Genomic DNA, 18,217 nt, shown 5'->3' with positions numbered 1-18,217 from the left:
CCTGAGTAAACAAGGTGGATCAATATTAAACCGTTGGTGGTGGCGGTAAGTGGATCACTTTTTACCCGTTGTTGACAGTTGACATATTCTCTGTGAATTCATCATGATAACGGCTAAAAATTTGCGTAACCGCGTCCGACTTCTTGTAGCCGAGCGCTGCCGCTAACTCTGATGAAGTTAGCCAAATTTCACCATTGTGAGAAACTGGATGGAACGCAGTCTGCTGGAAAGTTAACTCATTGTTCTGTACACTGCTCATGTCGATAGATTCCTTGCCGGATTTGTTCGATAAGAGGCCCAGAGTGTTAGCGCACTTCTGGGCTTCACTGTTTTTAGCGCGCATTCATACCTTCCCGAAACTTCAATGCCCAGACCAATGCCTGAACCAAGGCGGAATTCTCAGAAAGCCCCTCTTCTTTTGCGATCTTCTTAAACGCATCTTTCACTTCCTGCGGGTAGCGCAAAGTTAGCTTTGCTTCATTCTTGGTATTGCTTTGCATGATCCCTCCTTTGGGATTAATTTGACACCATTGATATTAATTTAACACCATTGCTCATGGTGTCAAGTTAATCCTATTATGATAAAAATTTGTATCATGAGATGCGCCATGACGAAGTACCCGAGCCAGTTACAGGATAAATTTAACCTCCGCCTCCCAGATGGGATGCGCGATGCGATAGCAGAACGAGCGAAACGGAATGGTCGTTCTATGAATTCTGAGATTGTGCAGATACTTCAAGAAACGCTGGATACCGATAAGGCTATCTCTGAAAGTGACCTTGTTGATTTCGACTCAACTCAAGCCTCTTTTAATGCCGCATCGACAGCAGAGGAGAAAGAGGAATTTCTAAGGTCTCTTGCAAAGAAAGACCCATTCACGGCAGACATACTGCGTGAGGGAGAGGAGCACGCTAGGCGTCTTGCTGAGATACTTGGTCGCCGCATGGGGTATTTGGACGATAAATAACAAAAAAACCACCTGAGTGGGCCATTTAGTGCGGCCCATGCCTCTGCGCATCCATCGCTAGCATCTGCTCCGCCCAGTCCATTACCTCATCGTATTTCTCCTGGGTTGGCACCTTCCCTTTATCCTTCTGCGGGAACTTAGCATTCATGGCAGCCCTGAAGCTGGTCATCGTCATGTTCCAGGCGTCTGCCTCACTCATCCCGAGGTGGGCAACTGCGGTATAAACGAATGTACGGGCATCGAATTTATCGCTGTACTCGCCTTTCTTGCTCTCGAACTCTTCGGGCGGCTGATCACCCATTACGCCATGCAAAATCAGGTGACGCGCCAGCTGGATGACGTCTTCAACTGGCAACGAGCCAGGCTTAAACAGGAGGCGTCCCGCCGTAGTCACTGAGTAAGAGCCGATGATTTCAGTAATGTCGCCTTCAGAGCAGTGTTTGACTACACTAGCTGAGGCCGCTGCCATATCCGCAAAGCAGCGTGCATTAGCCGCTTTCAGAATCTGGGGGTCTGCAATTCTGTGCTTTGGGTAATGGCCTGCATGAACTTTCACGAAAGCATCAACAATCTGTTCAGGCGTTCCGATTCGGGACATAGCCAAAAATGAAGGGTTGAGGAATATCTCTCTGCCAGCAGCGAGAATGACAGCCTGGCCGATATCGGTGATTGCTTTCATGGAAACTCTCAATAAAAGGGAGGCTTAGCCTCCCATGGTTCTAGGCTGCGTTAACGGTCACAGTAGCTGAACTGGAGGTCACTGAACCGGCGGTTGAGGATGTAACCTGACAGGAGTAAGAACCCGCATCACCCGTAACGACGCTCGCCTTCGTGTAGGTAGCGTTCGTCGCACCAGAGATGTCAGTTCCGCCCTTCTTCCACTGATAGGTCAGAGTGGAGCCGTCAGAGACATTGGCTGCCACCGAAAGATTGAGTGCATCGCCCACCGTGAGCGTGCGGTTCTGCGGCTGAGTAGTGATCGTGATTACGGCGCCGACATCACGCACATCCACCTGACCCGCGCTTGAAGCCTCAATTGACCATGTGGCCACGTCATCATGAGGGGCTTCGTCTTCCCAAGAAGTCACCATGAACGGGCCTTCGGTGATGTCGTTTGGAGAGATGATTTTCAGCCAGACATACGGCTGGTTGCTGGTCTCTGCCGGCGGGTTGTATACGTGACGCTTCAACGCGTTCTGCGCATAAACATCTTCTTTGCGAGTTACGCCATCTCCAGAGAACGAGATGTTTTTGTAGGTTACGAGATTTTCCTGCGTGTACGCTGCGCTCATATCAGCAGTAGCGTCTGCGGTATCCCATTCGGCGGAAACAGTCTTCCCGCGCATCATGCCAAGGCGCTTATAGTCACCGTTGGCGGGTTGTGATTCGGGGCAGCCAATCGCGTAGTAAACGACGACATCACGCCCTGTGAAAGCACCTGCTTCACATGCCATGTCTTTATCTCCGTGTTATCGGGAAATGATGGTTTGAAAGGAAATATCGAAGAGGTAGCGACCTTCTTCGGTCTGGATGGCGGGGATACCGCCGATTGGCTGCATCGAGATGATGCACTCAGTCTGGTAGTCGTCGATCATCGCCTGACGTATTGCATCAGCGTGGTCTTCAACTTCGTTAATGTCGCTGTCGTTCTGACCGGAAAGAACAAGGAATCTGAAATAATCTCGTGTTATGGCCTCATCAGGCTTGCCGCCACCGCCCTGCTGGATGACGAGGTATCTTTCCCCTTCAGTTCCTTCCAGCTCGTTCCAGAAGCGTTTCTGGACGCGATAGCCGACATCAAAACCGTGGGACTGCAACCACGCTCTCAGAGCGTCATACACCTCGCTACGCGTCATACTTTGTATCCTTGCCTGATGATGGCCTTAATCTCGTTGAGGCCGTCGCGCTCAAAGCCTTTGCGGAGAAAGTCCGGCTCGCCGTTAGGGCCCCAGTAATTACCGCTACCGTCAGGCCTTGGCTTGCCCTTGAGCTTGCCCTTTGCAGCATTAACAGCAGCTGCATAATTTGCCGTGTAACCCACTCTGCCTATCATTCCTGAGGGCATGGGTTCGAGCCGCTTGTACTGGCTGTTGATGAGGGTTGACGATTTAACAGGAGTGATTAGAGCAGCATGCTTGGCACCGGCATTCATGACCTGATACAGAACCTTCTCCGTGCGTATTCCGGCTATGTCACTCAGCACCTTACTGGTATTCATCTGGACGCGCTTGATACCTTTGACGGGCATGATTACCTCACGTCAGGATTTTGTAGTCGGTCTCTTCACCGAAAAATGACATATCCCAGTCGGTTACGGCCCGAATGACGTTGGCACCTGCTTTAAGCGGATCTGATAGCGCCGATGTGTCACCTCTGGCGATGTACCAGTCTCGCTGCGGCATGGTTGAACTGACGCCGTTACGCTTCAGTTCAGTGAAGAAAATCAGGTTAGTGGTGAACTCTTTACCATTGGCATCTGCCGCAACCTCATTGTTAGCCGTCCAGGTGCAGTCAATCAGGTATGGTGTGCCGTTTGTCCAGGTGTTGTTCCAGTCGTCATAGACGCGAGGGTAGACAGTGGCGACATTGGTGTAAGACCAGTTAGCCGTGGTTGACACTATTATCCTCCCACCGGATAACCTCCGGATTCTCAGCGGCTACCTTCCGGCACAGCAAATACCATTCACCGTTACTTTTAACGTAACCCGTGACCCGCCGCCCGCAGTCAGTGATAACCCAGACCTTTACGAAGGGCTCAGGAAGCCTCTGCTTGACCGATATCAACCCCATCATCGACCCCCGTTGCACATGCAGCCGCCTCGGGCAATCCAGACGCCAGCAAAAGCGGTGTTAGTCGGATCAGGCGGGATCAGGCTTGTAGCGCATCCATACTTATCTAGTCCCCTCAGAAGCCCCAGAGAGGCTTTCCATCGGTCAGCAAAAGACAGGTACCGAAATGAGCGTGATGCGCCGTTGGGCCCTGTCTGAGAACTGATGTACTTGTCACCCTGCCCCAGCGCCATTAGCCCCAGCAGGTAGGACTGTATTAGCAGAGCGGTTGCGGGAGGGTAATGCGCATCCAGGCACTCCTGAATGCTGCCAGCCTGCTCTAAAAGAGCCTGCAGGATGAAATCAGGCAGCGTGATACCGACTGACTCCAGATATTCCTTGGCCTGTACTGTGGTAATCATGCGAGCCTCTGATAAGCCCTCCGAAGAGGGCATAAAAAACCGCCTTAGCGGCGGCTGTTATTCAGCAGGGAAAAGCTTTTCGAGTTCGCCATCCGGCAACAGCTCACTGAGCTTTTCAGCGCCCAGGTTGCCTTTGAACTCAATGCCCAGTTCAGTAAGGCGGCCCTGAATAATCTCTTTGCGAGATTTCTCACCGGTACCGGCATCAGGCGTCGACGGGGTAAGTTCTCCGCCTGCCTCACCATTCATGAGCCGGACGTTAGACTTCAGCGCCGGGTGAAGCTCTTTCAACTCCACCACGTCGCCAACCTTCACGCCGAACCATGGGCGCACAACTTCGTATTTAGCCATGCTGTTTCCTTACGCCAGGTCGGCGCCGTAGACAACGCCGGACAGGCCCTGATCGTCTGCGGTAATTTGCAGACCTTCAGCAGACATGATCTGGAAGTTGTAGTTAACGTTAGGCAGTGGGCGCGGCAGCGGTACAACGCCTACAGCCATACCCACCAGTGGAGAGATCACGTCACGGCGACGAACGTACGCGATAAACTCGTTACCGGTCAGCGCGAAGCTCATGCGGATTTCTTTCACCGGCGCGAACGGCAGAACCGCCCGCAATACAGTGCCGCTTACAACGCCATTCACCACGTACGGCTGCGCCAGGTTTGCCCAGATTTCAGGAGAAACCCACATCACATCGTATGCGGCGACTTTGTTCGTGCGTGCGGTGGTACCGAATGCGCCTTTACCGAAGAACGCAAAGAGCGCGGTCATGTCAGCGGTGGTCAGGTCGATGTTCGCACCACCAGCACCAGAGCCAAGGTTAATCTTCTTGGTGTTACGGTGGTTCTTGATGCCCTGCGCCGGGTAGGACTGAACAACAATTTTTGAATCGCCATTCAGGTAGTAGTTGACGCGCTTCTGGTTGAACTTACGCATCTTAGCCATCTGCGAGTCCAGCACCAGATCAATGCCTACAGAGTTAAGGCCAGCAGCATGACGCCAGTTAACACCGTAACCAGCAGTGAATACCGGAATCGGATCACCGTCGCTCGCGTAGTCAGTGTGATCGAAGGAGAACGGTGCCTGACCATCGATACTTACTGACACGTCATCAGCAATGTCGCCGACCACGTTATACAGCTTGGCGGTTTTACCTACCGGCAGCACGGTCTGAACGCCGATCAGGTCGTTCACGATTTCCATGCCTACTTCCTGATCGCGCAGTTGCAGCACCTGGTTGTCAATTTCAGCCCAGAAATCACGGGAGAAACCGCCAACTGCGTTACAGGCCAGCATATCAGGCGTCATGATTGCGCGGTTAGCGGCAATGATGGAATCGTTCTGCAGGTTCCACATGTTGCGGTTTGCCCACAGTTCGCTCCAGTGCCCGCCGAGGCGGGAGTTAGTCGCCAGCGTCTCTTTAGAGAAGTACATATGTGTTTGTCCTTTTGTTACGCGCCAGCTGTGGCGACAGTGCCAACGCGCATGCGCACGCGAATGAAGTCGGTGGTGCTGGCCGCGATGGTGTATTCATCCTGGCTGTAGCCGATCACTGAATCAGTGTCGGAGGTGGCAAGGGTGAACTGACCGGCAGTTCCCAGCTTGATCGGGCTGTCTTTCTTATAGGCACCAGGCAGGCAACGCAGCGCCAGCTCGCGGCCTTCTTCGACGTAGTTGCCGACAGCCGAATCACCGGCAGGGATTGATTCAGTGATAGTCAGGCCCTGGTGATAACCGACATCGATGATGTACAGGCGGCCGGTTAGCGCTGTGGCCTGAGCGAATTTATCGGATGAGTTGATGGTTGCGGCGGTGCCAGGAAGCAACGCGGCGGCCGTTGTGCGGGTTTCGGTCTTGTACAGAGACTGACCGTCGATATTAACGCGACGATAACGTGGCATTATTCCGGCTCCTTACTTGAAGTGTTCGTCTGCGGCTGGTGCGCCGGTTTCTTTGTGCTGCTGAGCATTGTTGGCGCCGAGCGGCGCAGCTTCGCCCAGCGACTTGAACATCGCGTCCAGAGCTTCGCCTGACAGAGCGTTCGCGACGATATCGCCATGGACCTTCGCAACCGCTTCGCGCTTTGCTTTCTCTTCGGCACGGGAGTTCGCGGTCAGGGTTTCCGCGAGTTGCTTCTGATTGGCCTGCAGCGCATCAACCTTTTCCGCGAGAGGCTTAATAGCCGCTTCAGTATTGGTCGCAACAGCCTGGCCGATCATGCTGCCGATTTGTTCCAGTTCTTCTTTGGTTAAAGGCATGTCGCCCTCCGTTTTGTGGTTTGGTGCAGGCTGTTCCTGCGGTGTGAATAGAGCTTTGAATTTGTTAGCGACTACAGCCACCCACGACTCCTGGCGCGCTACTGCGGTTCCGGTGTCGTCGAAGGTAATAACGCCACCCTCAGACTTGTAGCCAAACACCTCTGCGGTGCCGCCGTTGCGGATGATTACCGCTTGCGAGTCAGTGAAGTCAGCAATCCAGGCGTATTCATCTGCGCCCGCCGCAAACTTCGCTTTGGCTGCGCGATCGAGACGCTGTTCGCGCTCCCGGTAGGATTCACCCACCAGCGCGCCGGAGTTCGCCTTAAGCGGCTGTGCCAGATCGGCGTTAACCATCAGGCCAACGCCCTGCTCCGGAGTAGCGGCTCCGACTTCGTGCAGCAGGATCGCGTCGTGATCCATGCCGTGGATATCTGCCACCCACTCAGCACCTGTGGCACGCTGCTGATCGTTGGGCTCAAGCTGGTCGAGGAATGCGGCAACACTGGTATGAATCGGCGGAACGTCTTCACCGCGCTCAATGGCAGCGACACGCTCAAGAAGCTCCCTTCCACCTTCCGACTCATTAGCGCGAGCAACATCAACCCACTTTTCGAGGTAGATGCGATTACCGGACTTCTTAACGTTGCGGTTCCACGCGCCGATATGGCCTGCGTTAATCCCCTCCGGGGAGAAAGCAGACACGAACTGACCATTAACCTGAGGGTGTCCCAGCGGCGCCAGGGTGCCTTCCAGCCCCTTATAGTGGGCGTCGATTTGTTCTTGCGTGTACAACCCGCCATTCATGACGACGTTCGCCGGCAGCGTGTAGCTCGGAAGCACCAGATGCTCACGCCCGTTGTATGTTTCGCGCCGGATTGACTGGCTGTTCACCTTTGTGGTGATGTTGACCTGAATATGCTCACCATGTTTCGGTGCCGGGATTGGACGCTGTGCTTCGTGGTTTACCTGGAATTTCATGAGTTATTTCTCCGCCCAGGCGTAACCGCGCGCCTGCATCGATTTATATTCCTGTTTGAGTTTCGTGATGGTGTCCGGGTATTCCGGCTTGCCGTCCGCATCCACCAGCACCGACTGCTGGCTGCATTTGCAGTTGATGGAGTTGCCATCCTTGCTGTACCAGTCACGGACCTCTTCATTGGTGTAGAGGTGAGCGTGGCGCACTGCATGGGTATGCCGGGTTGTCGGTGACAGCGCTGAGATGTGAACCAGCAGCGTTTTCAAGCCGAAGAGGTCATTCGCCTCCTGGTCTTCATCCCACTTGGCCCGGCGCAGCGCGGTAGTCACTTCAGTGCGTGCTATCCGGTTCGCCCGGCGCTTCTCGATGCCGGTCTGTTCTGTCAGGTTTCTGGCAATATCCAGCGGGTTGAGCCCGCGCCCCACACCATCAGTCAGTACACGCGCCATGTCGCGCTTAACGTCAGCACTCAGCCCCTTCATTTCCTCAAAAACACGGGCATGCACCAGCGCCATGCGTTGCTGATAGGGGTCGCTTGCGAGTATGGAGGCCAATGATTCGCGCCCGGCGGCATACACCGGTGACTGCTGGCTGAGGTTGTAGAACGACTGCCCGGTCCCCTTCTCCGAAGCCAGATCGATGTACTCGTAAAACCACAGGTCGTAATCACCACCTTCAAGCAGCACCTGATCAACCAGGTAACTGGCATCGTTCAGGATGATGGAGAGTAGCGTCGGGTTTAGCTGGTATTCGTATCTGGCGTTTACTGCGAGGGAGGAAGGTATTTTGTCGAGTGCTGATTTGTACGCTTTGCCAATCTTATTCATTCGCCTGGCGAAATCTTTCATTGCCCGGCGTTCCAGCGCATCGGCTCCGGTCGGATCCTGATAGTTACGCGGTAGAATTGGTGGCTTCGTCTTCTTCGTCGCCATCCTCTTCTCCTAAGGGTTCTTCGTCGTCATTGTCATAACCCGCAGCTGTACGAATCTCTTCACGGCTGAATGCCGGGGCATCACCGCCTCCCAGCATGGTCTGGTTTATCTCTCCCATGGTCTTAGCGTTGGTTAGCTTCTCAGTACCGGTCTGTTCGTTAAGGTCATCCCAGATAACAGCCTTCTGGCTGACTGAGTCTACGATTTTCAGGTCAATAAGCTTGTCGCAGAAGTCCTCTATTTCGAAAGAGAGGTCCACGCGGCGTGACTGGCAGCGAGCGTTGAAATACTTCTGATCTTCGGTACTCGAGCGCTCAGCCTGCTGATTGCCAACCAGTATGCGCGCCGGGATGTCTACCCCAGCTGAAGCGGTTTGTAGGTTGACATCGTAAGTAGGCCCAGGGTCTGAAACAGCAGATACCATTGAGGTAACCTGCGCGCCCTGGGTAATCAGGAGTACATCGTTACCAATATTCAGCTCTCTGGCTGCTTCGTTATAGCGCTCCTGAAGCTCATCTACCGATACGCCATACAACGAAGCCAAATTAGAAAAGTCGATGTCCTTTTCAAAGTTGATTGCCTGCTTGTTTGAGGCATTTTTAAGGAACGATTCACCAGAACCGCCCTCTACCTTTTCGAGACTGACAAAGGCGTTATAAGGTGGCTCAAGGAAGCCAATTGCATCATTCGAGTAGTCGCCCAAGATGAAGACGCGATCAGGATGTACAAAGCGCTGATTCGTCCCGCCGTTTGGCAGACTCTCAACGTATTTCCACTGCTTTGGCTGGCCGTAATCTGCCGATTTCTGGTCAGTAACCCACTCACTGACTGTTAGTGACCCAGCCCATGCGATCGTAACCTTTTTTAGTGACTTCCCACGAACAACCGGCTGATCCCACGTTCTGGAATCATTGATGTGCAGCAGGATGCCAGCATAACGGCCGACCAGGCGGCGGCGGTCGGCTTCAGCAAAAGCCCGCCAAAGGCGCTTTGTGAAAACCTTTTTGGTGTTCTTCTCCCAGGTGGTTTCGTCATCGCTCTCGTCGGCGTCGTCACCCTCGATAATTTCCGGGTTCGTCTGCCAGCACTTACCCACCAGCTTCTCAACTGCACCGTGAGCGATACCACCGCGACGGTACAGGGCATAAAGGTTTTCGTAGGTTACCTGCTCAGGGAAGCCATACTCGCACCATGCTGAATGGCGCTTGTTGTCCAGACCCATCGTTGGTGCCAACAGCCCCATACGGGCGCGCGCCATCCGCGCATCGTTCAACGCATGGTTGACGGCGAGAGTTAATTTGTCAGTCATGGTTTATCCGTTTGGTTAGCGAAGGCGTTTCGGAATCATCATCCCCACAGGTTGCGATCCATTCAGTTCAGTCAGTGCGTAAACCATCGCATCGAGGCGGTCAGGTGATTTCTTCGCGGTGGCGGGGATGTATTCCATCAGCTGGTTCTCCAACACGTAGAGATTGCCGTGATTTGCCACTCGCCCCTGTTCGTAGAGCGCCGATATCGGCTCCGCGCGGGCATACTTACCTTTGCTGGCATGGACACGAATGATGCGACCTTTGAACCCGGCGTTGCGGAGTGTCTCCTCCGCCATATCTCCGCCCTGGTTCGTCTCAATAACTATCGCGTCAGCTTCGTGTTGCTCATAAGCCGATATGGCTTTCTTGGCCCATCCAGCTGGTGAATATTTTCCGCTGTAATCGCCATCCACAGAGAACTGCTTTTTGTCACCGGCACCATATGAGCTGGCAGCGACAATGCCTGTTTCATCGCTTTCGTCGCTATTTGTTGCCTGTGGGTCAATCGCCACGACAGTGCGAACCTTATCGTGATGAATTTGCAGCTCGCGTGCCGCGCTGATCATAACTTCTGTCCACAGGGCTCCTTCAGCATTAAATCTGCGAGGCTTCTGCATATACTGCGCTTCGGCAGTGCGCCTGTGAGAGAACAGAGATAAGCGATGCGACTCGTTGTGCTTGAAAGGCCACAGCCAGCCATCAGGCAGGCCATGGTCAATCGGTATTGCGTGGGAGTTCTCAGGGTACTGCGCAGCGTATGGTTGGCTATTGTCGATAATCACCGGCAGGTTCAGGTGATGCCATTTCTCACCACTCCCGCCCCGCAGAAGATAGCCGCTCAGGTCGTGGTAATGGATCCGCTGCATGATGACAATCATCGGCGTCGTCTCGATCGCCAGTCGTGATTTGATTGTCTCGTTAAAGCGGTTGTTGACACCGTCGCGGACGATCTCCGAGTAAGCATCATCCGGCTTAACCGGGTCATCGATAATCAGTGCGCCTTGCCAGCCTGGCTCCATATGCCCGGCACGGAAGCCTGTAACCTGTCCGGCAGCTGACGACGCATACACACCGCCACCGTGTTCTGTCCACCACATAGCCTTGCTGTCGGCATCATCACGCAACGACATAGGCCACATTGACTGATACGCCTGCGACTTAATCATGCCGCGCGCGGTTGAGGAGTTCAGCAGCGCCAGGTTGTGCGAATAGGAAAGGTGCATGAAGCGAGCCCGGCAGTTCAGCGCCAGTCCACGGCCCATCATGTTGATGGTCGCCAGTTCCGTTTTCGTGTAGCCAGGCGGTACGTTGATGATCAGGCGTTGAATCTCACCATCAATGACGCGGTCCAGCGTTTGCTGAATCACCTTGTGGTGCGGCGCGACAATCATCTTGCCGCCAGTGCGTTGCTTGAAGAAGTAGCGAGCGTAGTAAAGCCCGTCTTCTTCGCACTCAATCTTGCGGGCGTAAGCCTTTCGCTCAGCAGTCGTCATCCTCCAGCATCTCCCGCCGGGCAGCCTTATATTCTTCTTTCGTCAGCGTCGCCATTTCGATAGGCCCGCCGTTCTTGCCTGTGTGTTCATGAGTGGCCTGCTCTTTGAAAGCCATCACATCTATGTGCTTCCCGAGCAGCTCGAGGTTTTTGACTTTATCAGGCCACTTAATTTTCTTGAGCAGCCCGACCATCTCACGCTCCTCCCCACGGCCTTCAAACATCTCAGCCACATCGAAGCCGCTCAAATATCTTCGCCAGGATAAAGGCCACTCGCTTACTGGCTTCAGACTCATGTCGTCTTTGAGGATGTCGAGCACGTCCATCTGGTCTATCTCAACGAGACGATTTAGGACGTATGTCGCATTTATGCCAACCAGATCATTGCGTTGGGCTTTAAGTTCGGCAATTCTGGACTGGATGTCAGGTTTTGACAGGTTTTCGGACGCGGTGCGGTTAGCTGTCTTAGCGCTGTACCCCGCCCGAATAGCCGCTTGCGTGGCGTTTAAATCGATGAGGTACTCGCGACAGAACATTTCTTGCTTGTCGGTGAGTGCCATATTTTTCCCGGAAGTAAAAATGGAGATATTAATGGAACACGATGTAGTCACTCGACTAATTGAGTTAACTAGAAAATCAGATAATAGAATCGCTGTGAGCGCGATTTATGCCCTTGGTGAAGGCGCCCCTACTACGCGCGAGGTTATTGCCCGTTTGCTTGAACTAACGAATAAAGCTGACCCCGAACTAGCTGCAGCAAGTGCTTCTGCTCTTGGCCGAATCTTCCGACGCCGGTAATTCTTTCGAGCAACCATCATCAGGTGTATTTACGGTGCGCCTGATGATGGACTTTGGGATGGAAATAAATATCCCCTCCGATAAGCCTCTGAAGAATTAACCGTTTCGATGTATGCCTGACAGAAAGCCTCTTGCTTAATTGCCAGACCTGTCATTCGTTACTCCGTTGTTTGTTCTGCTGGCTGTTCGGTCTGCTCATCCGGCACTGGCGTGAATTCCACGCGCTTAACGTCGGCAGGAGCGAAGTACAGCCACTGTCCCGTCTCGGTAGCCAGCGGTACAAAGCCGTTAACCAGCTCAGGCTGACGTCGTGACATCTTGCCCGTGAAGGTTTCGCCTGTTTGGGTGGTTAGCGTGATTTGGTAGATGTCGGACATTGAGAGCCTCTTTATCCGTTTGTTGGGGTATTGCCATTACGATGTGCCTACCCAAGGTGATGGCAACAAAAAACCGCCCGGAGGCGGCGATTACTGTTCAAAGAGTTGAGTTCTTAGTTCTGAATATTGTGTTCGCTTCTTCACACTTTGATTGTAACTGCACTAGCCTTTCAGCTATGTCACTGCTTGGGCAGTTCGACACTATGCAATACCCCTCAACCCACGCCTCATCACCACTTTTTGTGAACAGGCTTTCGAATATCTTTACCCAGTCACTGCTTGGTACACGCTCCAGCTCAAAGAACTTTAATGCACCACTCCCACGTTTTGTTCTGTGCTCATCAAATCCCAGGATTTTCATTCTTCATCTCATCATTGTTTACTGGGCAAATTTTTAGCACTTATCTGAGGTTTTTTCTAATTACCAAAACTTATAGGCATCACTGTTTTTCCATTATCAAGCCCACCAGCAGATGAGCTTTGTAATGGTCACTTTGGCAAGCCAGGGATCGTTATCTGTGCCTGTTGCTCAAGTCTTTCGATTCTTGCTATGAGCTGTGGCTTCTTCACTCTTCCCCAGCGGTTCAGCAAGCGGCCTGACATACTGGCAACATCCTTTTCCTTCATGAACTCCAGCATTAACTCGTTGTGCTCTCTTTGGTATGAGTGAGCCAGCTCCATCAGCCTGTCACGCATCCAATTAAATGCTTTGATAAACGCCTCTTTGATGGCGGCAGCTTTTTTGCCGGTAAACGACATAATGATGTACATCGCGCCGTCTTTGGAGATTTCATATTCAACATACTGATTACCCTTGTGTTCATAGGTAACCCGCGAAAAGTTGCTGGTTAGAAATTCATCCGAACAGTCTAGCTTTTCGATTTTCTGAATGATGTGGTGATGCTGCTTGTCGAAGTAAGCCGCCACCTTGCGGGAGGTTGTGATCACGCGATCACCAGAAACAGCCACCATGTCCCGGAAATCGAGATTAGCCAATTGATGATTCATAGCGTCTTTACCTTTTAGAAAGTGAGCCTGTCTCACAGAAAAGCCGCCCGAGAGAGGTCGCCACCTATAACGGCATTTCTCAGGCTCGCTTACTGAAAGGCTCTCGTTGATGTGCGCGTGAGATGCGCATAAAAAAGCCCCGCTATTGCGAGGCTCTTGATGATTCGATTTTCCTGATTGCTGCCTTATCCAGATTGCACTGCCCCAGCGCCGTATAGAGCTGAGTGTTTAACTCCAGACTTGCCTGCCACGTGAACGGAATCGCCATTCCGGGGATCGGCGTGTCTGCTGTCAGGTCAGCGCTTATCGGCACCACTGGGGCCGGAACGTAAACTGTCTGCGTATTCCCGCAGGCTGTCAGCAGCGGCAGAAGGAACAAGCTGGTTAGCGCACGGATCGCCTTCAAGCGCCTGCCTGATGTAGATAACACGCTGCTCACCTGCCTGGGAAAGTTCGGTCTTTGCATTCTGGGTTACCCGGGAAATGTCATTGATGAGGTTCATTGCGGTGACTACGCTATTGCTAACGGTCTCGGCGGTTTCCGCCCTGGCCGTTGCTTTATCACGCTGCTCTTTGAAGGTGATAGCGTTGTCGTGGTAGTGGCTAGCCAGCCATCCGAGGCTAACTATCAGGCAGATCACTACGGCGCTGATAATGGCGGTTAACCGGTTCATGGTTGTACTTCGGCTACAACGCCGCCAGCGGCTTTGAATTTTGCGATCAGGTTGTCTGCCTTATGCTCAAACTGGCCATAGCCTGCCCCGGGCAATGACGCCCAGATATTGCTGCAACGATCGATAGCTTGCCGAATCTGCCCGTTATCGATGAGCGGAAGCGCGCCACGTTCTTTGATTTGCTGCAGTGCCACCTGGTCCTGTGAGGCTGGAGAGAAGTCTTTCAGTCCAAGCTGTTTCCGGTACGCATCCCACCATTTTGAAAGCAACTGGTAACGCCCAGCCGCGGTAGATTTGATGCCCAACTTGGGGAGGTTGACCAGTTTTCGTGGGTGGTCGCTGTAGTCAGAGAAAAGCGATCCGCCGACAATGACATCATAACCCCTGTTTTTGGTGTTCTGCCTTGGCTTGTCAGTACCCTCTGACCAGGCGAGCATATCCAGAAATGCCCTGCGCTGCTTATTGAGCTCCAGCATCATCAACCCCTGCTTTTCTGGCGGCGAACTTCTTAATCAGGTTGCCGATCGAGTCTGTACCGATGTAGCCAATGAAGACACTGGCGATATACGCGAGATTGCTGCTCAGGCCAATGAAGTCGAGAAGGTCACGGACGAACCAGGCGATCATCGCGCACATGACCGCATCGATCAGCGTCTTCGCCATAGCGCCACCGTTATAGCGACCCCGCAAATACGCCATGATGAAAGCCAGTATTGCGCCGATACCCTGCTCCTTAGCTGCCAGCAGAGCGGCGATGAAATCTTGTTTGTAGGGCATTCGCATAAGCCTCACCTCCGTTAATGACGGATGGCGCTGTGTGTGTTTGAAAGGGTCAGGCCCGTCGGGCTGGATTTAACAACGAAGCGTGTCGATGATGATTCCCGCGGGACCTGATAATAAAAAAGCCATGCAAATGCATGGCCTTGTGATTTGAATCCGTTATTTACAAAATGTATTCGAGACAGTATCTTTCGACTTCCGGACAAAAAAACATATACCGGGACAAAATCTAAATGTAACTGCCTTGCCTGCATGAAACCATGCTGGCTTTTTTTTGCCCAAAGAAAAAGCCCACCGAAGTGGGCCTTACAGCTATCATCATTTTTTATTGGGTGTGGTGCCGGGTGCCTCCCGGTAAGTCGCCGCCAGTCCACAGACGACTCGCAATGCGCAAAAAAACATATCAGACTGGCAATGCCCCTCCGCATAGGGGGATTCACCACACCAAAAATTTAACATCTGATGAAACTCGTTTCAATGCTCTATGACGATGTGACAGGGGTACTGATGCAATGCATCTCGCGAATACCCCTGTCGTGTCGCCGGAAAGCAAAAAGCCCAAGGCGTTAACCTCGGGCTTGAATTCTTTGTGTGTCGACAATCGAAGCTATGGCGACGATATCAGATTTACATGAAATATATGCGTTTCAATCCAGTTTTGCAAGACTTCTGTCGAAATTTGTCGCCTTTTGTTGTGAACGTGATCGCGTAACCTGCAATAAAGCCCCGTTATCCAGGCGCAGGAAGATACGCCGCATCTCAACCCAGCGGTCCGTAAACGTCTCTGACCAGTTCTTTGGTGTTACGCCAACCAGCGACGCCATCGCCTGATATTCGTATGTCTCACGACCCGCCAGCTCCGCTTTGACGTCCTGCGCCGCCAGCCAGATTAATTTCTTCAGGCGGTCCAGCGTCTTGCCGGCCACCTTCTTCGCGCCGAGCTGTTCCCGGAACTCAGCCCACGCCCACTGAGTGATCGCCACCTGGTATTCGAAACGGAGGTTTTCGCTGTAGCTCCACAGCAGCCATGCCTTCTGGTGCTCCTCCAGTGACATCAGCGCCCGACGCCATGAAGCGGTACAGAATTCAACATGATTGACCAGAGGGATGTGAGAGCCTTTTGCACGAGACTGCTTCCCAGGAATGGGCTGGTTATCTAGCGTAATAATTTTCCCGGTCACCTCATCCATCACACGCGGCTTTTTGCGCTTAAAGGTCTTGGTATCGAACTGAGCATTCTCCAGCCAGGCCATCAATTGGCCTTTCGTTGCGCCGCTCATATCTGCGGTAGCCACAATGAGCTGCTGACGTACGTATTCCAGTTGTTGACTGTTCATGCGGCTTCCTTCTGTGGCTGATTGGTTTTGGTCTGGCTGTGCTTTGCTATTGGCGGCAGGTTGGCGCGCTTAACGCTTTCGGCCTGATACCGCAGGAAGTCTGTGTGGTTCATTCGGCCTCCAGTTCGGTGATGGTCAGTTCAAGCCTGCCGCCTTTCACGATTGGCATCCTCTTCACGCTGTAGTAGTCGACCTGCTGGTCATCGAGCCAGAACCCGGATTTCGTCAGGGCGTCGAAAGCAGCCTTTTGCAAGTTATCCAGGTCTCGTCGGCGGCGATCCGGCATGTGGCACTCGATACGGATTTTCACGGGTGTTGCCAGGCCAATATCCAGCATTGAGTCTTTGATGATTCTGCCGACGCTGTCGCGGTACGCCTGCCCCTCTGCGCTGATGTGCGTGCGTCCGCGGTTATGCCGGTAGTAGCGGTTGTTGCTCGGCGGCCACGGGAGGCTGATGCGGTATTCATTCATGCTTTTACGAGCCCCTCTTTAAGCCAGATGACCTGCGTGCGAGCCATACCTTCAAGCGCGCACTCTTTTGCATATTCCGCATCGACCAGGCGTGTTCGGCGATCAATCTCGTCGTGACAGCTGCTGCATGCGATGGTTGCGATCAGGTCAGGTGGCTTGATTCCGGTCCCGCAGAGGCCAGCAATACGGATGTGAGCCAGTACTGTGGTTTCAGGATTGCCGTTGCATACGCCGGGGATCCGCACCTGACATTCGCGGCCGCGCGCCGCCTTGCATAAATTAGCCATGCGCCCTCCGTGCCGCGAGACGCAGCCATTTCTGATCCACCAGGCGGGCGGTGTAGTCCTTGAAAGTCGGGATGTCGGAGGGCTTAACCGCAGGCTTACGCTGGCGGCGCGCCGGAACGCGGAAGATTTCGTTGGTGATGACGAGAGCGAGAGGGTTATTCATGCAAGCCTCCCAAAGTAATCGCCACGATAACGGACATCGCGAAGTTGGATGTTCTGGCTGACGGCGAAAGCCTGGGTGTACTCAATCAGGCTGTTCATCCGTTTGATCCCCATCGATGAGGTGCTTTCGCGAATTGCCACCAATTCTCCCTCAAGCCCGGCAATAACCTTCCCCTGCCCTCCTGTGGCAATGGAGTGACCGGAGACCAAAATTGATTTCCACGACGGAAGCGACCACGCAGAGCCAGCCCATTGAATTCGATGCTTTGCCAGATCGCCGCAAAGCGCGTGGAACAGTGAATTCTGAGGAAGAGTGCGCTTAGGGTCGGCAAAACTCACAACTAGCGGGAAATCTGCGTTTACAGGCTGCTTGTTGATGTAGTCGATGAGGTTGCGGCGAACCCGCTCGTCGCGGAGGTAGAATTTGATACTCATACGCCACCTCCGAGAGGTAACGCAGAATGCAGGAAATCGCAGGTGCATTTCTGCATCTGTGAAAAGGTGATGTATTCAGATTGTGGTCGCATTTAATGTCCCCATCAAATGCGCAGAAGTCTTACCGCCGGGCGTTCAACTCCGACGGCAAGTTAATTATGGCTGGTTGATTATAGAAAATCAATTCAGTGGAGATGGTCCAAACTCGTTAATTGCCAGTTCTAGCGACTCGGACTCCATCTTTTCTTGATGGGCTACTAAATACTTATCACCTTGGTATTGATAGAGGGATAGAGAGTACTTCTCGCCATCAATTTCTATAGCGCTTACCTCTGGAGGAACGCGCCCAGAATAAGATCGATAATCGACAAAACTTCCAAAGTGGCCTCGAAAAACTAAAATATCATAAACCATAGTTATCCTTATTTATTGTTGGATTCAGCCATCTCAACATAACGCGGATCGGACGATTTAGGCAATCCAACGCTCTGCTCGCGATAGTGCCGCACGCGCTCCATGAAATACTCGCGCAGATGCTCTGGCTGCTCACGCGCTACCTGCTCTGCGATAACAGGCATATTTAGACGCTCTTTGTACGCCACTCCGGAGGCCGACAGGTCAACGTTAACCTTGTCGCGTTCTTCCTGCTGCTTTGCTGCAATGTTCCAGTCCATTCTATGGTTGCCACCCCATGCCGCAGTTACCTGTTTCATGCAACCATTTATGACCACACTCGACGCATTTGTAATAGCTTTCT

General features: G+C 52.9%; 31 protein-coding genes. 1 reads left to right on the top strand and 30 read right to left on the bottom strand.

The window, feature by feature from the left end:
- Window positions 1-61: 61 nt before the first annotated feature.
- Together C6A40_RS25125 and C6A40_RS19275 are read right to left on the bottom strand one after the other, a co-directional pair.
- A complete protein-coding gene (locus C6A40_RS25125) occupies window positions 62-343 on the bottom strand; it encodes a hypothetical protein (RefSeq protein WP_193550754.1) in 282 nt (93 codons plus the stop codon).
- Entirely contained in the window at window positions 333-500 is a 168-nt protein-coding gene (locus tag C6A40_RS19275; RefSeq protein WP_071697826.1) for an Arc family DNA-binding protein, read from the bottom strand. Before C6A40_RS19275 ends, C6A40_RS25125 begins: the two co-directional genes overlap by 11 nt.
- 108 nt (window positions 501-608) lie before the next feature.
- Between C6A40_RS19275 and C6A40_RS19270 the strand changes: the two genes are divergently transcribed.
- Entirely contained in the window at window positions 609-968 is a 360-nt protein-coding gene (locus C6A40_RS19270) for an Arc family DNA-binding protein (RefSeq protein ID WP_114191364.1), read from the top strand.
- A 25-nt stretch (window positions 969-993) separates the two neighbouring features.
- On the opposite strand, the gene C6A40_RS19265 is transcribed toward C6A40_RS19270, so the two are convergent.
- The 28 genes from C6A40_RS19265 to C6A40_RS19110 form a co-directional block, all read right to left on the bottom strand.
- Window positions 994-1,647: a DUF6246 family protein gene (locus C6A40_RS19265; protein WP_114191363.1), complete on the bottom strand. Its 654-nt coding sequence runs from the start codon at window positions 1,645-1,647 to the stop codon at window positions 994-996.
- A 40-nt stretch (window positions 1,648-1,687) separates the two neighbouring features.
- Entirely contained in the window at window positions 1,688-2,422 is a 735-nt protein-coding gene (locus tag C6A40_RS19260) for a phage tail tube protein (protein WP_114191362.1), read from the bottom strand.
- A 15-nt stretch (window positions 2,423-2,437) separates the two neighbouring features.
- A complete protein-coding gene (locus C6A40_RS19255; RefSeq protein ID WP_045339753.1) occupies window positions 2,438-2,824 on the bottom strand; it encodes a phage tail termination protein in 387 nt (128 codons plus the stop codon).
- Window positions 2,821-3,216 (bottom strand): hypothetical protein, encoded by a 396-nt coding sequence (locus C6A40_RS19250; protein WP_114191361.1) that lies wholly within the window; start codon window positions 3,214-3,216, stop codon window positions 2,821-2,823. Before C6A40_RS19250 ends, C6A40_RS19255 begins: the two co-directional genes overlap by 4 nt.
- A gap of 7 nt (window positions 3,217-3,223) precedes the next feature.
- Window positions 3,224-3,586: a hypothetical protein gene (locus C6A40_RS19245; RefSeq protein ID WP_114191360.1), complete on the bottom strand. Its 363-nt coding sequence runs from the start codon at window positions 3,584-3,586 to the stop codon at window positions 3,224-3,226.
- Window positions 3,570-3,758 (bottom strand): hypothetical protein, encoded by a 189-nt coding sequence (locus tag C6A40_RS25320; RefSeq protein WP_063928051.1) that lies wholly within the window; start codon window positions 3,756-3,758, stop codon window positions 3,570-3,572. The genes C6A40_RS19245 and C6A40_RS25320 overlap by 17 nt, the downstream gene beginning before the upstream one ends.
- Complete coding sequence (locus C6A40_RS25315; RefSeq protein ID WP_114191369.1) at window positions 3,758-4,159, bottom strand: DUF7370 family protein; 402 nt, start codon at window positions 4,157-4,159, stop codon at window positions 3,758-3,760. Before C6A40_RS25315 ends, C6A40_RS25320 begins: the two co-directional genes overlap by 1 nt.
- A gap of 57 nt (window positions 4,160-4,216) precedes the next feature.
- Entirely contained in the window at window positions 4,217-4,510 is a 294-nt protein-coding gene (locus C6A40_RS19230) for a hypothetical protein (protein ID WP_114191359.1), read from the bottom strand.
- A gap of 9 nt (window positions 4,511-4,519) precedes the next feature.
- The gene (locus C6A40_RS19225; RefSeq protein WP_114191358.1) at window positions 4,520-5,596 is read right to left on the bottom strand and encodes a major capsid protein; all 1,077 of its coding nucleotides are present in this window, start codon (window positions 5,594-5,596) and stop codon (window positions 4,520-4,522) included.
- A 17-nt stretch (window positions 5,597-5,613) separates the two neighbouring features.
- Window positions 5,614-6,063, bottom strand: a complete 450-nt coding sequence (locus C6A40_RS19220; RefSeq protein WP_114191357.1) for a gp53 minor capsid family protein — start codon at window positions 6,061-6,063, stop codon at window positions 5,614-5,616.
- Between the two features lie 12 nt (window positions 6,064-6,075).
- The gene (locus C6A40_RS19215) at window positions 6,076-7,398 is read right to left on the bottom strand and encodes a hypothetical protein (protein WP_205735791.1); all 1,323 of its coding nucleotides are present in this window, start codon (window positions 7,396-7,398) and stop codon (window positions 6,076-6,078) included.
- A gap of 3 nt (window positions 7,399-7,401) precedes the next feature.
- A complete protein-coding gene (locus tag C6A40_RS19210; RefSeq protein ID WP_114191356.1) occupies window positions 7,402-8,328 on the bottom strand; it encodes a phage minor head protein in 927 nt (308 codons plus the stop codon).
- On the bottom strand, window positions 8,288-9,637 hold the full coding sequence (locus tag C6A40_RS19205; RefSeq protein ID WP_114191355.1) for an anti-CBASS protein Acb1 family protein: 1,350 nt from the start codon (window positions 9,635-9,637) through the stop codon (window positions 8,288-8,290). Before C6A40_RS19205 ends, C6A40_RS19210 begins: the two co-directional genes overlap by 41 nt.
- 15 nt (window positions 9,638-9,652) lie before the next feature.
- Complete coding sequence (locus C6A40_RS19200) at window positions 9,653-11,131, bottom strand: phage terminase large subunit family protein (RefSeq protein WP_114191354.1); 1,479 nt, start codon at window positions 11,129-11,131, stop codon at window positions 9,653-9,655.
- The gene (locus C6A40_RS19195; RefSeq protein WP_059347650.1) at window positions 11,118-11,690 is read right to left on the bottom strand and encodes a terminase small subunit; all 573 of its coding nucleotides are present in this window, start codon (window positions 11,688-11,690) and stop codon (window positions 11,118-11,120) included. Before C6A40_RS19195 ends, C6A40_RS19200 begins: the two co-directional genes overlap by 14 nt.
- 396 nt (window positions 11,691-12,086) lie before the next feature.
- Window positions 12,087-12,305, bottom strand: a complete 219-nt coding sequence (locus C6A40_RS19180; RefSeq protein WP_114191352.1) for a hypothetical protein — start codon at window positions 12,303-12,305, stop codon at window positions 12,087-12,089.
- Between the two features lie 489 nt (window positions 12,306-12,794).
- Window positions 12,795-13,313: a Rha family transcriptional regulator gene (locus tag C6A40_RS19170; RefSeq protein ID WP_045357159.1), complete on the bottom strand. Its 519-nt coding sequence runs from the start codon at window positions 13,311-13,313 to the stop codon at window positions 12,795-12,797.
- Window positions 13,314-13,455: 142 nt separating this feature from the next.
- Window positions 13,456-13,626 carry an Rz1-like lysis system protein LysC gene (gene lysC, locus C6A40_RS25635; protein ID WP_423201835.1) on the bottom strand — a complete coding sequence of 57 codons (171 nt, stop codon included), beginning with the start codon at window positions 13,624-13,626 and terminating at the stop codon, window positions 13,456-13,458.
- The gene (locus tag C6A40_RS19160) at window positions 13,610-13,987 is read right to left on the bottom strand and encodes a DUF2570 domain-containing protein (RefSeq protein ID WP_114191350.1); all 378 of its coding nucleotides are present in this window, start codon (window positions 13,985-13,987) and stop codon (window positions 13,610-13,612) included. Before C6A40_RS19160 ends, lysC begins: the two co-directional genes overlap by 17 nt.
- Window positions 13,984-14,463, bottom strand: a complete 480-nt coding sequence (locus C6A40_RS19155) for a glycoside hydrolase family 24 protein (RefSeq protein ID WP_032673499.1) — start codon at window positions 14,461-14,463, stop codon at window positions 13,984-13,986. Before C6A40_RS19155 ends, C6A40_RS19160 begins: the two co-directional genes overlap by 4 nt.
- The gene (locus tag C6A40_RS19150) at window positions 14,447-14,770 is read right to left on the bottom strand and encodes a phage holin, lambda family (protein ID WP_114191349.1); all 324 of its coding nucleotides are present in this window, start codon (window positions 14,768-14,770) and stop codon (window positions 14,447-14,449) included. Before C6A40_RS19150 ends, C6A40_RS19155 begins: the two co-directional genes overlap by 17 nt.
- Before the next feature lie 644 nt (window positions 14,771-15,414).
- Window positions 15,415-16,104 carry a bacteriophage antitermination protein Q gene (locus tag C6A40_RS19145; protein WP_114191348.1) on the bottom strand — a complete coding sequence of 230 codons (690 nt, stop codon included), beginning with the start codon at window positions 16,102-16,104 and terminating at the stop codon, window positions 15,415-15,417.
- Window positions 16,105-16,213: 109 nt separating this feature from the next.
- Window positions 16,214-16,576, bottom strand: a complete 363-nt coding sequence (rusA, locus tag C6A40_RS19135; protein WP_060578461.1) for a crossover junction endodeoxyribonuclease RusA — start codon at window positions 16,574-16,576, stop codon at window positions 16,214-16,216.
- Window positions 16,573-16,863, bottom strand: a complete 291-nt coding sequence (locus tag C6A40_RS19130) for a DUF1364 domain-containing protein (RefSeq protein WP_060578462.1) — start codon at window positions 16,861-16,863, stop codon at window positions 16,573-16,575. Before C6A40_RS19130 ends, rusA begins: the two co-directional genes overlap by 4 nt.
- Entirely contained in the window at window positions 16,856-17,026 is a 171-nt protein-coding gene (locus C6A40_RS19125; protein WP_003859830.1) for a NinE family protein, read from the bottom strand. The genes C6A40_RS19130 and C6A40_RS19125 overlap by 8 nt, the downstream gene beginning before the upstream one ends.
- Entirely contained in the window at window positions 17,023-17,460 is a 438-nt protein-coding gene (locus tag C6A40_RS19120; RefSeq protein WP_114191347.1) for a recombination protein NinB, read from the bottom strand. The genes C6A40_RS19125 and C6A40_RS19120 overlap by 4 nt, the downstream gene beginning before the upstream one ends.
- 180 nt (window positions 17,461-17,640) lie before the next feature.
- Window positions 17,641-17,874, bottom strand: a complete 234-nt coding sequence (locus C6A40_RS19115; protein ID WP_003859826.1) for a hypothetical protein — start codon at window positions 17,872-17,874, stop codon at window positions 17,641-17,643.
- A gap of 8 nt (window positions 17,875-17,882) precedes the next feature.
- On the bottom strand, window positions 17,883-18,134 hold the full coding sequence (locus tag C6A40_RS19110; RefSeq protein ID WP_003859824.1) for a DNA polymerase III subunit theta: 252 nt from the start codon (window positions 18,132-18,134) through the stop codon (window positions 17,883-17,885).
- Window positions 18,135-18,217: the final 83 nt, after the last annotated feature.

This window comes from Enterobacter sp. GER_MD16_1505_Eko_090 (assembly GCF_003331015.1).
Lineage (GTDB): Bacteria > Pseudomonadota > Gammaproteobacteria > Enterobacterales > Enterobacteriaceae > Enterobacter > Enterobacter roggenkampii.
This window is presented reverse-complemented; position numbering and strand designations above follow the sequence as displayed.